Below are 13,310 nucleotides of genomic sequence, written 5' to 3'. Positions count from 1 at the left end.
CTACTTGGCCGGTGAGTAGTTGTAGATGGACGGGACCGCCTGCTGGATCTGCGGCGTTACGTTCACCTTGGCGTTGTGGTAATACATCTGGTTCACCCGGAAGAGGGGCGCGAACCATGCCTGCTCCACCACGTACTTGTTGACCTCCTGGGCCAGCTTGCCCGCGTCGGCACCGCCGGCGCGCACGGCCTCAATCTTGGCGTCCAGCTCCGGCGTCGCGTTCTTGAACGGGTTGTAGAGCGCTTTGGTGGAGATGATCTGGTTGACGGCAACCGTCGGCTGGCCCTGGAAGAGGGAGAAGTACATGGTGGTGAACTTCTGCGCGGCAACATCGGAGGTGAAGGTGTTGGTCAGCGCGGCGCCCACCTTCAGGGTGATGCCAACGTCTGCGAGCTGCTGCTGGACCACCGAAATCTGGGTTTCGAAGCCGGGAACACTCGGGATTTCCAGGGTTACGCCGCTTTCGTAGCCGGCTTCCTTCAGCAGCTGCTTGGCCTTGGCCGGGTCGTAGGTGTAGTAGTTCTCCAGCGCTTCGGTCCAGGCACCGCTGGCCTTGCCGAACGGCTGGGACGTCGGGGTTCCCTGGCCCAGCATGACCTGGTCCAGGATGGTCTTGCGGTCAAAGGCGTAGTTGATGGCCTGGCGGACCTTGACGTTCTGCAGTGCGGGGTTCTTGGCACCGTCCCGGTCCAGGAGGAGCAGGCCCTGCCAGTCGACCTCGTTGGCGGCCAGCTGCATCTTGGCGCCCTCGGCCTGCTTGCCGGTCTTCGGGTCCAGGATGGTGGCGTCCACCTGGCCGGAGACCAGGGCGTTGGTGCGGGCAGTCAGGTCGGTCAGGATCTTGAACGTGAGTTTCTGGTACTTCTGCAGGTCCTTATTCCAGTAGTCCTTGCGGGCCGTGAACACCGTCTGGGAGTCCTTGACGGACGCTGCCTTGTCCATCACGTAGGGGCCGGATCCGACCGGTTCGGTCTTGATGCCCTCGGTGCCGAGCGCCTTGGGGCTGCCCATCAGGCCCGCGGCCTGGCTGAGGAAGTATTCCAGGGCCGGGTCCGGGGCAGTGAGGTTGATGTCAATGGTGTCCGCGTCCACAACAGCGACGTCCTGGACGGAGGCAAGCTGGGCCATCTGCGGGCCGTTGGCCTTCTTGAAGTGGTCCATGTTGGCCTTGGCGGCCGCTGCGTCGAACTTGGCCCCGTCACTGAAGGTGACATCGGTGCGCAGATCCACGGTCAGCTTGGTGTTGGCGGCGTTGTACTTCCACGCCGTGGCCAGCATCGGGCTGAGCTTTCCGTCCGGCTGGCGCAGGATCAGGGTGTCATAGACGGCCTGGTAGGGCTGGAGGACGTGTCCGACGTGTGCCTGGGCGGGGTCCCAGGACCGGACGTCCTGGATGGTGCCGATCGTCAGGGCTGTTGCCGCAGTGCCTGAGGCCGCGCCGGAATTGGCGGTGCCACCGCACGCGGTCAACGCCATCGCCGCGCTGAGGATGAGGGCGGACGCTGCCGCCTTGGGACCTAACTTCATTGTTGGCTCCTTTGAATCTGTGGGACCTGATGTTTACGAATCAGGCCGGTGTGGCGTGAGCCACACCGGCCTTGTGAGATTCAGAGTACGCAGTGTTGCCGATCTTGGCAACCGATTGTCAAAGGAGTTGCAACATTACTTTTGAAAATGTGCAAAGGGACAGCTCAAATGGGGCACAAGGGAAGCGCAACCGGTTGTATTTGAAGGCTCAGGAAACCTGCGCCACGGACTCCGGGTAGCTCTGCCGGTAGACATCCTTGATGATCCGCAGCGACTTCTCGGCCTCTGCCGGGCTGATCCAGAAGGGCTCCGCCTCGTCCAGCCGGCCATAGAAGTCGTTGATCAGCAGCTCGTGCGAGACACCCCAATAGGACCGGCCGCCGGATTCGCTCTGGCGCTCCGGGATGAGGTCCACCCGCCCGTCCGCATGCGTCACCGTGAGGTCTCCCCGCAGGCTCAGCACGGCATTCTCGGTCACCACATCGAGTGTCACCGGCGCGTTGAAGGCATTGGCCAGGGTGGCATAGAACGCGCTGCGGGCACCGTTGGCGTGCTCCGCAACGAATTCAGCGGTGTCTTCGACCTCGATGGTGCCGCCCAGGAACCGCGTGGACGTATTGCCCGTCACGGTGACCACGTCGCCCACCAGCCATTGCAGCAGGTCCACGGTGTGGATGGCCTGGTTCATCATCAGCCCGCCGCCACCGCCGGCCCAGGTCCCCCGCCACGGCCGGGTTTGGTAGTACTCGGCGGAGCGCTGCCACATCACCGTTGCGGACGCCCCCACCACGGCCCCCAACTCGCCCGAGGACAGCAGGGCGTGCATGGCCTGCGCCGTCGCGTTGTAGCGGTTCTGGAAGCACACCGCGATTTTCGCCCGGTCTGCCGAGGCTGCCTCAACCAGCCGCCTGCCCTCCGCCAGGGTATGCGCCAGCGGCTTCTCGACGATGACGTTGACGCCGCGTTCCAGGCAGTCCGCCGCCACCGAGGCGTGCTGGTCATGCGGGGTGCAGATGTGCACCACGTCCGGCCGAACCGCCTCAACCAGGCTCAGGTGGTCGGCGAATCCGGGGACCCCGTACGCGGCCTCCGCGGCGGCCAGCCGCTGCGGATCCGAGTCGCAGACAGCAACCAGCGTGGCGCCGTCGAGCTTTGCCACCGCCTCGAAGTGCACTGCGGAAACATCGCCGCAGCCGATGACCGCCGCCGTCTTATTCAAGAGAGTTCAACCCCGTTTTTTGCCGCGAGCGCCGCGAAGGCGCGCGCCGCGACGCCGAACGCCACCGGACCCGAGAAGCCGCCCAGCTCGTGCGCGCTGGCCAGGTGCGGTTCCAGCGAGGCGAAGCCGGAGTACCCGTCCGCCGCGAGGGCGGCGATGGTGGCGTCGAGCTCGCCGTCGCCCTGGCCGGAGGGCACCACTTCACCGGTGGTGGCGAGCGCGTCCTTGACCTGGAAGTACTCGAGGTAGGGACGGAGCATGGCGTAGCCCTCGGTGAAGGGCTTAACGCCCACCTGGACGAAGTTGGCGTTGTCCCATGCGATACGCAGCGCGGGTGAGTTCACCGACTCCATGATGTCCAGAACGCGCTGCGGGGTATCGCCGTAGATGCCCTTTTCATTTTCATGCAGCAGGACGACGCCGGATTCCTCGGCGAGCGCCGCAAGGGCGCCCATGCGGACCAGGACGTCCCCGCGGATGTCTTCAGCGCTGCGGTCTTCCGCCCGGAAGAAGGAGAAGATGCGGACGTACTTGGTCTCCAGCCCCCTGGCCACGGAAATGATCTGGCGGAGCCGTTCGAGTTCGTGCTCCACCGGCAAGCTGATGTCCACTTTGCCGATGGGGCTGGCCACGGCCGAGACCTTCAGGCCCTTCTCATCGAGGATTTCCTTGAGCCGGGCAACCTGTTCTGGCTCCAGTTCGGAGACGTTGGTGCCCCACGCGCTGCGCACCTCGATGTGGCTGGCGCCCAGTGCCAGCAGCACGGCGGCCTGAACTGCCGGATCCGGATCTATTTCGTCGCCGAAGCCTGAGAGTGGCCAGACTGTTGGGGTTTTGCTCACGCGGATCTCCTGGGTTTCGCGGCCGCCGCGGGCAGCTTCCGGCTCCAGCCGGCTCCAGCGCGGTGACGCAGTTCACAAACGGTGTAAGGCCCAGTCTAGCTAGGGCCGCCATTGATTGACAACCGATTGCCAAACTTTGACAATCTGTGGCATTCTTGGCTGAGCGGCTCTGTGGCGACAGTCACAGGAGCGCCCATCCGACCCGGCCATCACGGCCCGGCCACCACGTTCAGAGAGGAGCGCCGTGGCTACGACGCAACCAGCAGCAGTGGACCGCCCGGCCACCATCCATGACATCGCCGCGCTCTGTGGTGTGGCGGCCTCCACCGTTTCCCGGGCGCTTTCCACCCCGGACCGCGTCAACATCAGGACGCGGCAGCGGATCGAGGCGGCCGCGGCCCAGCTGCACTACACGCCCAACAGCCAGGCGAAAGCGCTCAGTTCCGGCCGCACCGGCGCGGTGGGGGTCCTGGTCCCAGATATCACCAACCCGTTCTACTTCGACCTCATCCGGGGCACCCAGCTCCAGCTCAAGGCGGCCGGGTACACCCAGCTGCTGGTGGACACCGAGGAATCCGACGAGGTCGAGGCCAGCACCGTGGAGCAGCTGCGCAAGAGCGCCGACGGCATCATCGTCGCCGCATCCCGGCTCACCGACGACGCCCTCCTGGACGCGGCGGCCAAGATGCCCATGGTCGCCATCAACCGTGACGTTCCCGGCGTTCCCGCGGTTCTGATCGACACTCCGTCCGCCACCGGCCAGGCCCTGGACCACCTGATCTCACTCGGACACACCCACGTGGCCTATGTGGCGGGCCCGCTGACATCGCAATCCAGCGAACGGCGGTGGACTGCGCTGTCCGAGGCGGCCGAGGAGCGCGGCGTGCAGGTCCGCCGGCTCGGCCCGTTCGCCCCCAAGACACAGTCCGGCGCGGCGGCAGCGGACGCCGCGGTGCACAGTGGCGTCACGGCATGCATCGCGTTCAACGACCTGATCGCCATCGGCATGCTCCAGCGCCTGCGCGAGCGCGGCATCCGCGTACCCGAGGACATGAGCATCGTGGGCTGCGACGACATCTTTGGCGCGGACTTCTGCAATCCGCCGCTGTCCACCATGGCCTCCCCGATCGAACAGGCCGGCCGCGTGGCGGTCTCCATGCTGCTGGCCCAGCTGAACCCGCTCGCCGGCGGCGGCATCCGGAACCGGTCCGTGATGCCCACCCACCTGACGGTCCGCGGCTCGACTGGGCCGGCGCGGCAGGACGAGCGCTAGTCCGATTCGAGTGGGCGGGCTCGGCGGGGCCCCGTTTTCACGGCGGTTCCGGCCAGGTGCGCCGGCTTCGGACCGCTGCGCAGGGGACCCGGGCAGCGCGTGTCCGAAAACGTAGCGGCCACCCGGATCCGCAGCCCGCGCCGAGCCGGCCGCAACAGTTGAGGGTTGTTGACAGCGCTGGCTAGGCTGTGAGGCATGCGTGAACTCCAGGCGAAGATCATCGAGGAAATGGGCGTGCAGCCCCGGATCGACCCCGCCGGGGAGGTGCGCAAACGCGTGGCGTTCCTCAAGGAATACCTGAAGGCCACCCACACCAAGGGCTTCGTCCTGGGCATCTCCGGTGGCCTGGACTCTTCCCTGGCCGGACGGCTGGCCCAGCTGGCAGTCGAGGAGCTGGAGGCCGAGGGCGTCGAGGCCAACTTCGTGGCGGTACGGCTCCCCTACGGTGTCCAGCACGACGAGGACGACGCCCAGGCTGCCCTGGACTTCGTGCGCGCAAAGACCGAATGGACGTTCAACATCTCCGCGGCCGTGGACGGCTTCGAGGACGAGTTCCAGAAGACCGTAGGCGCGGAGATCTCCGATTTCCACAAGGGCAACACCAAGGCCCGGACCCGGATGATCGCCCAGTATGCCCTGGCCGGCGAGCACAACTACCTGGTGATCGGCACGGACCACGGCGCCGAATCCGTGACCGGCTTCTTCACCAAGTTCGGCGACGGCGGAGCAGACATCCTGCCGCTGTTCGGACTGAACAAGCGGCAGAACCGTGCGCTGCTGGCCGATCTCGGCGCTCCGGCCCGGATCTGGGAAAAGATCCCCACCGCGGACCTGCTGGACGGCAAGCCCGGCCGCACCGACGAGGACGAGCTCGGCCTGGGCTACGACACGATCGATGACTACCTCGAGGGCCGCGACGTACCCGACGCCGCTGCCGAACGGATCGAGGCGATGTACCTGCGGACCCGCCACAAGCGCACCGTCCCGGTGACGATTTTCGACACCTGGTGGAAATAGCCGTCGTTCCAGGGGCACTTTGAGCCAGAGCCTCGTGGCGCGGCGGCGATCCGGGGGCACTTTGAGCCCCGGATAACCTGCTGAAGCGCCCCACTCTGGCGTGTCCGCGCCAATGTGCCCCGGGACGGCTTGTGACCCGCGACGCCGGGCTCCTGCTGACCGCTAGGCCTGCAGCAGCGTCGAGATGCGGTGGGCCTCGTCCATGAGCAGCCGCCCCAGCTGCGGGCGCCGGTCTTCCCGGAAGCGCGGCTCGATGCCGGTCAGCGAGAGCGCCCAGGCCGGAAGCCCGCGCTGGTTGAAGACCGCCGCGGCCATCCCCCAGCTGCCTTCCAGGACCAGTCCGGGGTTGACCGAATAGCCGGCCTGCCGCGTCGCTTCCAGGTTCTCCCTGACGAGCGCTTCGGTGTGCGCGGCCGCAAAGCTGCCGGCGTGGACTGCCCAGTTCCCGAGCAGTTCTTCCTGCTCTTCGTCCGGCAGGAACGCCATAATGGCGGTGCCCGCGGAGGCCACGCCCAGCGGAAACCGGACGCCCTCGTGCAGCACGAACGATCGGACCGGGAAGCTGCCTTCCTCCCGCAGCAGGCACACCGTCTCGTTGCCGCGGCGGATGGAGAAAAACGCGCTCTCGCCGGTCTCTTCGGCGAGGCGGCGAAGACTCGGCCTTGCGATCTCTTCCAGGGGGAAACGCGCCGAGGCCACGGACCCCAGCAGCAGGATCTCCGGGCCCAGGACCCAGTTGCCGCTGCCCGGATCCTGGTCCAGCAGGCCCTCGGCTGCCAGGGAGCTCAGCAGGCGGTGCACCGTGGGGCGGGTCAGTCCAGATTCGCGCACGAGCTCCACCAGCGGACAGCCCTCGGGTTTCCGGCCGACCAGGCGCAGCAGGCTGGCTGCCCGGCTGACCACCTGGGCGCCCTGGATCGGTGTCGCATTCATTTCTGACCTCACGTCATTTCGGGAACTCATCGTGCGAATATCCACATAGTGGATACTCGCAAGCATAGCGTCCACACTGTAAAACTCCGCCATTTTGCGGGAATTTTTCGCATTGACAGTGGTCCGCGACACACCATAGGCTCCTTCATCAGACATGGAGTCCACAAAGTGGATTGCAACGTGGGACCAAGTGGAATCAAGAAGAGCTCAATGAGGAGATGCAATGTCAAAGGTGAAATCCGGGGCGGCGGCCGCGCTGCAGGACGTGTTGCGGGACGGTATGACGCTCGCCGTCGGCGGTTTCGGCCTCAGCGGGATCCCCGCTGACCTGATCGAGGCCGTGCGGGACTCCGGGGTGAAGGACCTGACGGTGGTATCCAACAACATGGGCGTGGACGGCAAGGGCCTCGGCGTACTGATCGAAGGCGGCCAGGTCCGCAAGGTGATCGCGTCCTATGTCGGGGAAAACAAGCTTTTCGCGGAGCAGTACCTCGCCGGCCAGCTGGAGGTGGAGTTCACCCCGCAGGGCACCCTGGCCGAGCGGCTGCGCGCCGGCGGTGCCGGCATCCCGGCCTTCTACACCAAGACCGGCGTGGGCACCCTCGTCGCCGAAGGCAAGCCGCTCGCGGAGTTCGACGGCGAGACGTTCGTCCTGGAGCGCGCAATCAAGGCCGACGTCGCGCTGGTCCACGCACACACGGCCGACACCGACGGCAACCTGATCTACCGCTACACCGCGCAGAACTTCAACCCGGTGGTGGCGACGGCCGGCGCGGTGACGGTCGCCGAGGCCGAGGTGATTCTCGAGCCCGGCCAGCTGGACCCGAACCACATCATCACCCCCGGCGTGTTCGTCCAGCGCCTGGTCCAGGCCAGCGCCCGGGTCAAGGACATCGAGCAGCGGACCGTCCGCGCCCGCCCTGAAGCGGCAGCGGAAGCGGCGCACGCCGCATCCGCCGTCGCCGTCTAACCGGGCCTGAGCGCCGCCCCCAACCCCACGTTTTAGGAGAACCACCATGGCTTGGACCCGAGATGAAATGGCTGCAATCGCGGCCGCAGAACTGAACGACGGCGACTACGTCAACCTTGGCATCGGCATCCCCACGCTGGTGGCCAACAACCTGCCCGACGGCGTCCGCGTTGTCCTGCAGAGCGAGAACGGGCTGCTCGGCATGGGCCCGTTCCCCTATGAGGGCGAGGAAGACGCGGACCTGATCAACGCCGGCAAACAGACCGTCACGGTCCTGCCCGGCGGCAGCATCTTCGACTCCGCAACCTCGTTCGGTATGATCCGCGGCGGCCACGTGAAGGTCGCGATCCTGGGCGCCATGCAGGTCTCCGGGAACGGCGACCTCGCCAACTGGACCATCCCCGGCAAGATGGTCAAGGGCATGGGCGGCGCCATGGACCTGGTGGCCGGCACCCCGCGCGTCGTGGTGCTCACCGAGCACAACGCCAAGGACGGCACCGCCAAGATCGTCACCGAATGCACGCTGCCGCTCACCGGCCTGAGCTGCGTGGACCGCATCATCAGCGACCTCGCGGTCTTCGACCTGGACAAGCCTGAAAACGAAACAGGCGGCGGCCGGCAGCTCACGCTCACCCGCCTCGCGCCCGGCGTCACCGTCGAAGAGATCCGCGAAAAGACCGAGGCGGCGTTCGATGTCGCCCTCGAAGCACTTGAAGTAACCGAAGAGACAACAGCATTCGAAGGAGCCACGGCATGAGCCTGAAGGAACAGTTCGGCAAGGACGTCCTGCTCACCGGCTGGGGACACAGCCGCTTCGGCAAACTCACGGACGAGACCCTGGAATCCCTGATCGTGCAGGTGGCCACGGAGGCGATCGGCAACGCCGGGATCGAGCCGGGCCAGATCGACGAAATCTACCTGGGCCAGTTCAACTCCGGCATGATGCCGCTGGCCTTCCCCTCCTCCCTCGCGCTCCAGGTCTCGGAGCAGCTGGCCAACGTCCCGTCCACCCGGGTCGAGAACGCCTGCGCCTCCGGCTCCGCCGCGTTCCAGCAGGGCACCAAGTCCCTGCTGGCCGGCACCGCCAAGACCCTGCTCGTCATCGGTGCCGAAAAGATGACCCAGGCCGGGGCCGACGTCGTGGGCGCGGCGTTGCTCGGCGCGGACTACGACATGGCCGGCAAGGCCTCCACCACGGGGTTCACCGGACTCTTCGCCGAGGTCGCCAAGCACTACGGGAAACGCTACGGCGACGGAAGTCTCGGCGACGGCTCCCTCGGCGACGTCCTGGGCACCATCGCGGCGAAGAACCACCGCAACGGCGTCGACAACCCCTACGCCCAGCTCCGCAAGGACCTCGGTGAGGAATTCTGCCGCACCGTCTCGGACAAGAACCCGATGGTGGCAGACCCGCTGCGCCGCACCGACTGCTCCCCCGTGTCCGACGGCGCCGCCGCCGTCGTCCTCAGCGTTGCCCCCACCGGCGGCACCACCGCCCCGGTGCGGCTCGCCGGCTTCGGCCAGGCGAACGACTTCTTCCCGGCCGAGCGCCGGGACCCGACCGAATTCGCCGCCACGCGCGCCTCCTGGCAGCGCGCCCTGGCGATGGCCGGCGTCGGGCTGGATGACCTCGACTTCGCCGAGGTCCACGACTGCTTCACCATCGCCGAACTGCTGATGTACGAGGCCATGGGCCTGACCGAACGCGGCCAGGGCGCCCGGGCGCTCGAGGAAGGCTGGGTCTTCAAGGACGGCAAGCTGCCGGTCAACGTCTCCGGCGGGCTCAAGGCCAAAGGCCACCCCGTCGGCGCGACCGGCGTCTCCCAGCACGTCATCGCCGCCATGCAGCTCACCGGCACCGCCGGAGCCATGCAACTGGCCAACCCGCGCCGGGCCGCGGTGCAGAACATGGGCGGTGTGGGCATCGCGAACTACGTCAGCGTCCTCGAAGCCGTCTAAGGACTCGGCCGCCTAAGGGACTGGGCCGCGGACACCAAGGCGCCGCCGAATATCCCCACCTTTTGACGCACTCCACCGGCGTGTTCCGCGTCGCCGGGCGGACCGGAGCCGCGAAGGTGGGGAGATTCCGCACTCACCGCGGCTGGCTCCGTTCCCGGATCAGCTTCGCGATGGCCCGGAACCCCAGCCGTTCCGCGTTGTCCAGGGCTGTGCGGCCTTGGGGGTCGCGGATGCCGGGGTCCGCGCCGGCATCGAGGAGCTGGCGCACGACTTCCTGCTGGGGTGGCCCGCCATTGTTGAGCAGGATGGCTTCCTGCACGGCCGTCCAGCCCAGATTGTTGACGTGGTTCACGGGCACGCCCGCAGCGATCAGGATCCGTACGGTGTCAGCGTGCCCGTGTTCACTCGCCGGAATCAGTGCCGTTCCCCCGTAGCGGTTGGTGCTCCGCACGTCCGCGCCGGCGGCCAACGTCAGCCGGAGCACCTCGTTGAACCCCTCCGCCCCGGCGTAGAGGAACGCCGAGTCCTGGATGGCGTCCTTGGCGTTGACGTTGCCCCCGGCCCGGATGAGCTCCGCCACGGCCCCGGCATCATTGGACTTTGCGGCCCGGATCAGTCGCTGGTCGAGGTCAGCCTGCGCCTCTGGTGACAGGGCGGGACGCGTACTGGCGGCCGGCGCCGCCACCGTTGAAGGCGCCGTCACCGTTGAAGGACCTGACGACGGCGGTGACTCCAGCGGGCCGGGATCTCCGCCGGCCCGGCACGATGCCAGGCAGGCGGCCAGGACTGCCGGTGCGATGAATGCCACGGATGCCTTCCGCACCCGCCGCCATGTCCGGAACCGCTTCATGAACCCGGAGCCTACTTCGAGGTCCCGGCAGCGATCGCCTGGGCGCCGGCCGTTGCGCACGCTTCGTCCAGCATGCCGTCCGGGGCGCCGCCCACGCCGATCCCGGCCACGGAGACCCCGTTGACCTTGAGCGGGACTCCGCCGGCCAGGAAGAGTGTGCCGGGGAGGTCCGCGATGCTGGGACCGTTGCCGTTAATGCGCTTGGCAAGTTCGCTGGTGGGCGTGCCAAAGGCTGCAGCCGTGTAGGCCTTCTGCTGCGCCGCTTCAATGGTGTGCTCGGCAGCGTTGTCGCCGCGGAGCAAAGCCTGCACGGTCCCGAACCTGTCCACCACGGCCACCGTGACGAACGGCAGCTTGTCCGCCTGGCACTTGGCCAGCGCGGCCTTGACCGCGTCCGCGGAGGCGCCGACGCTGATCCGGTTCTGGGCAACCACGGTTTCGGGAACCGGCTGGATGTCGACGGCGGGAGCGGCGGCGGGAGCGGCCGCCTCCGCAGGAGCAACGGCTGAGGTGCCGGCGTTGGCCGCGGCCGTCAGCCCGCCCGTCAGGAGCAGCGCTCCCACAGCAGCGGATGCGGCGATTTTCTTGGACATCTTCACGGGTACTCCTTGGAATCAGGTTCTGGGGACTGCCCGGATTCGTGCCCCGGGCCTGAAATCCATGCTTCCGCCCGGGACCCTGGCAGGGCATCGGGCGTTAGTCTGCCGCAGCCTCCCCCATCGGGCTGGGCGTATCAGCCGAATGGATGAGAGACCAGGAACGGCAGGCCCGCCTAGCATGGTGGGTAGCACTCCCCCACCCGAACCGGACCCCATGACTTCCACTCCGCCAGCCCTCCCCACGCCCTCCTCTCCACCAGCCCTCCCCGCACCGGACCCCGCGCCCGTCCCGCACAACACCGCTGCCGGAAGCGGGCCGCTGGGCCGGATTGACGCCGTCGTCCATCTTGGTTTTGCCGTCCTGCTGGTGGCGTCGGCGGTCCGTTACGTGATGCGGCACAGCCCCGCGGACAACCTGTGGGTGCTGGCCCTCGCCGCGGCGGTGTGTTCGCTGTACGCCGTGATCGCCGTACTCTCGCAGCGGCGCCGGCCGTGGGCGGTGTGGATGTTCGTCCTGGTGGCGCTGTGGGCGGTGCTGGTGATCGCGGCGCCAAGCTTCGCATGGTGCTCGTTCGCGCTGTTCTTCCTGTGCCGGACCGCCTTCAGCGGCACCGTCGCCTATCTGGCGGGCGGCGCGACGGCGGCGGCCACCGCAGTGGGGCTGTTCCGGCTCAGCGGCGGCAGCGATATTGCCATGCTCCTGGGGCCGCTGGCCGTCGGCGTCATGCTGACGCTGATCTACGACCGGATCGAGCAGGACACCGCCGAGCAGCGCCGGCTGCACGCCGAGGTGTCGCTGGCCCAGGGCCGGCTGGCCGCCAGCGAGCGCCGGGCCGGCACCATCGAGGAGCGCGAGCGAGTGTCCCGGGAAATCCACGACACCGTGACGCAGGGCCTGGCCAGCAGCCTCCTCCTGTTGGAAGCCGCGAACAGGTCGTGGCCCAGCCCGGCGGCCCGCTCGGACGTCCTGAATGCCAGCGGAATGCTGCGCCGGAACCTGGCGGACACCCGCAGCCTGGTCCACGAGCTCGCCTCCCCCGGGCTGGACACGGCACCGCTGCCCGATGCCCTGCTTCAGGCGGCGTCCCAGTACGTCCCGGGCGCGCGCCTGCTGGTCACGGGCGAGCCGCGCCCTGTTCCCGCGGACGTCCGGCACGCGCTGCTCCGCGTGGTCCAGAGCGCCGCGGCCAACACCAAGCTCCACGCGGCGGCGGCCAGCGCCACAGTGACGCTGGGCTTCCTGCCCGGCGCCGTCACCCTGGATGTTTACGACGACGGCGCCGGCTTCGACCCGCAGTCGCTGGCACCGCCGTCGGATGCCGGAGGCTACGGGCTCCGGGCCATGCGCCAGCGGGTGGAGCAACTGGGCGGCGTATTCTCGGTGGAAAGCACCCCAGGCGTTGGGACAATCGTGGCCGCGCAACTGCCTGCAGCGGAGGAACAGTGAGTCCGATTACCGTGCTGTTGGTGGACGACCATCTGGTAGTCCGCAGCGGGCTCAGGGCACTGCTGGGAACGCAGCCCGATATCCAGGTGGTGGCCGAGGCGGCTTCCGGCGAGGAGGCGCTGGTCCAGGTGGACCAGCTCGGCCCGGCCGTGGTGGTGATGGACCTCGCCATGGGGCCGGGCATGGACGGCATCGAGGCCATCAAGCATCTGCGCCGCCGCAACAGCACGCAGGCCGTGCTGGTGTTCACCACTTACGATTCGGACGCTGACATTGTCCGCGCCGTCGACGCCGGCGCCATGGGCTACCTGCTCAAGGATGCCGCGCCGGAGGAGATCTTCGCCGCGATCCGCGGGGCGGTCCAGGGCAAAAGTGTGATGAGCGCCCCGGTGGCATCGCGGCTCTTCCAGCAGTTGCGGAACCCGGACGAGATCCTGACGCCGCGCGAAGCGGAGCTGCTGAGCCTGCTGATCGAAGGCCTCAGCAACCGTGAGCTCGGCCAGCGGCTGTTTATCTCCGAGGCCACCGTGAAGACGCACCTGGCGCACATTTACGCCAAGCTCGGAGTGGAAACCCGGGCCGCGGCGATCGCCACCGCGATCCGCCGAGAGGGCATGCGCTAGCGCCGTCCTCGGCCAGGGACGCAGGCAGGGCTCGACATGGCCAGCCGGGCA

General features: G+C 67.7%; 13 protein-coding genes. 7 read left to right on the top strand and 6 right to left on the bottom strand.

The features are described from left to right. The 3 genes from AC1DEY_RS05145 to AC1DEY_RS05135 all read right to left on the bottom strand — a co-directional run bounded on the left by AC1DEY_RS05145 (nucleotide 1) and on the right by AC1DEY_RS05135 (nucleotide 3,588). Entirely contained in the window at nucleotides 1–1,527 is a 1,527-nt protein-coding gene (locus tag AC1DEY_RS05145) for an ABC transporter substrate-binding protein (protein ID WP_476867035.1), read from the bottom strand. Between the two features lie 208 nt (nucleotides 1,528–1,735). After that, entirely contained in the window at nucleotides 1,736–2,746 is a 1,011-nt protein-coding gene (locus tag AC1DEY_RS05140; protein ID WP_476867034.1) for a Gfo/Idh/MocA family protein, read from the bottom strand. Next, nucleotides 2,743–3,588 carry a sugar phosphate isomerase/epimerase family protein gene (locus AC1DEY_RS05135; protein ID WP_476867033.1) on the bottom strand — a complete coding sequence of 282 codons (846 nt, stop codon included), beginning with the start codon at nucleotides 3,586–3,588 and terminating at the stop codon, nucleotides 2,743–2,745. Before AC1DEY_RS05135 ends, AC1DEY_RS05140 begins: the two co-directional genes overlap by 4 nt. A 244-nt stretch (nucleotides 3,589–3,832) precedes the next feature. Between AC1DEY_RS05135 and AC1DEY_RS05130 the strand changes: the two genes are divergently transcribed. Continuing rightward, nucleotides 3,833–4,861, top strand: a complete 1,029-nt coding sequence (locus AC1DEY_RS05130; RefSeq protein WP_476867032.1) for a LacI family DNA-binding transcriptional regulator — start codon at nucleotides 3,833–3,835, stop codon at nucleotides 4,859–4,861. 195 nt (nucleotides 4,862–5,056) lie between these two features. Further along, nucleotides 5,057–5,878 (top strand): ammonia-dependent NAD(+) synthetase, encoded by an 822-nt coding sequence (gene nadE / locus AC1DEY_RS05125; RefSeq protein ID WP_476867031.1) that lies wholly within the window; start codon nucleotides 5,057–5,059, stop codon nucleotides 5,876–5,878. 162 nt (nucleotides 5,879–6,040) lie between these two features. On the opposite strand, the gene AC1DEY_RS05120 is transcribed toward nadE, so the two are convergent. After that, complete coding sequence (locus AC1DEY_RS05120; RefSeq protein ID WP_476867030.1) at nucleotides 6,041–6,811, bottom strand: IclR family transcriptional regulator; 771 nt, start codon at nucleotides 6,809–6,811, stop codon at nucleotides 6,041–6,043. Nucleotides 6,812–7,034: 223 nt separating this feature from the next. Here AC1DEY_RS05120 and AC1DEY_RS05115 point away from each other — a divergent pair, with 223 nt between their 5' ends. Genes AC1DEY_RS05115 through AC1DEY_RS05105 form a run of 3 tightly spaced genes read left to right on the top strand, consistent with a single transcriptional unit; the run spans nucleotide 7,035 to nucleotide 9,740 of the window. Beyond that, nucleotides 7,035–7,781, top strand: coding sequence for a CoA transferase subunit A (locus tag AC1DEY_RS05115; RefSeq protein WP_476867029.1), 747 nt, complete (start codon nucleotides 7,035–7,037; stop codon nucleotides 7,779–7,781). A gap of 46 nt (nucleotides 7,782–7,827) precedes the next feature. After that, entirely contained in the window at nucleotides 7,828–8,538 is a 711-nt protein-coding gene (locus AC1DEY_RS05110) for a CoA transferase subunit B (RefSeq protein WP_476867028.1), read from the top strand. After that, nucleotides 8,535–9,740 (top strand): acetyl-CoA acetyltransferase, encoded by a 1,206-nt coding sequence (locus AC1DEY_RS05105; RefSeq protein ID WP_476867027.1) that lies wholly within the window; start codon nucleotides 8,535–8,537, stop codon nucleotides 9,738–9,740. The genes AC1DEY_RS05110 and AC1DEY_RS05105 overlap by 4 nt, the downstream gene beginning before the upstream one ends. Before the next feature lie 133 nt (nucleotides 9,741–9,873). On the opposite strand, the gene AC1DEY_RS05100 is transcribed toward AC1DEY_RS05105, so the two are convergent. Next, a complete protein-coding gene (locus AC1DEY_RS05100) occupies nucleotides 9,874–10,548 on the bottom strand; it encodes an ankyrin repeat domain-containing protein (protein ID WP_476867026.1) in 675 nt (224 codons plus the stop codon). A 53-nt stretch (nucleotides 10,549–10,601) separates the two neighbouring features. Next, on the bottom strand, nucleotides 10,602–11,183 hold the full coding sequence (locus AC1DEY_RS05095; protein ID WP_476867084.1) for a GlcG/HbpS family heme-binding protein: 582 nt from the start codon (nucleotides 11,181–11,183) through the stop codon (nucleotides 10,602–10,604). A 220-nt stretch (nucleotides 11,184–11,403) separates the two neighbouring features. Here AC1DEY_RS05095 and AC1DEY_RS05090 point away from each other — a divergent pair, with 220 nt between their 5' ends. Both AC1DEY_RS05090 and AC1DEY_RS05085 read left to right on the top strand, forming a co-directional pair. Beyond that, on the top strand, nucleotides 11,404–12,636 hold the full coding sequence (locus tag AC1DEY_RS05090) for a sensor histidine kinase (RefSeq protein WP_476867025.1): 1,233 nt from the start codon (nucleotides 11,404–11,406) through the stop codon (nucleotides 12,634–12,636). Next, a complete protein-coding gene (locus AC1DEY_RS05085) occupies nucleotides 12,633–13,259 on the top strand; it encodes a response regulator (RefSeq protein ID WP_476867024.1) in 627 nt (208 codons plus the stop codon). Before AC1DEY_RS05090 ends, AC1DEY_RS05085 begins: the two co-directional genes overlap by 4 nt. Nucleotides 13,260–13,310 lie beyond the last annotated feature (51 nt).

Source organism: Arthrobacter sp. 05T47 (genome assembly GCF_056395825.1).
The sequence above is the reverse complement of the archived record's forward strand: the minus strand, read 5'-3'. Positions and strand labels throughout refer to the sequence as shown.

Coding starts and splice junctions, on each gene's coding strand:
- AC1DEY_RS05090 (WP_476867025.1), top strand. CDS start 11,404: ATGACTTCCACTCCGCCAGCCCTCCCCACGCCCTCCTCTCCACCAGCC.
- AC1DEY_RS05115 (WP_476867029.1), top strand. CDS start 7,035: ATGTCAAAGGTGAAATCCGGGGCGGCGGCCGCGCTGCAGGACGTGTTG.
- nadE (WP_476867031.1), top strand. CDS start 5,057: ATGCGTGAACTCCAGGCGAAGATCATCGAGGAAATGGGCGTGCAGCCC.
- AC1DEY_RS05145 (WP_476867035.1), bottom strand. CDS start 1,527: ATGAAGTTAGGTCCCAAGGCGGCAGCGTCCGCCCTCATCCTCAGCGCG.
- AC1DEY_RS05120 (WP_476867030.1), bottom strand. CDS start 6,811: ATGAATGCGACACCGATCCAGGGCGCCCAGGTGGTCAGCCGGGCAGCC.
- AC1DEY_RS05095 (WP_476867084.1), bottom strand. CDS start 11,183: ATGTCCAAGAAAATCGCCGCATCCGCTGCTGTGGGAGCGCTGCTCCTG.
- AC1DEY_RS05110 (WP_476867028.1), top strand. CDS start 7,828: ATGGCTTGGACCCGAGATGAAATGGCTGCAATCGCGGCCGCAGAACTG.
- AC1DEY_RS05105 (WP_476867027.1), top strand. CDS start 8,535: ATGAGCCTGAAGGAACAGTTCGGCAAGGACGTCCTGCTCACCGGCTGG.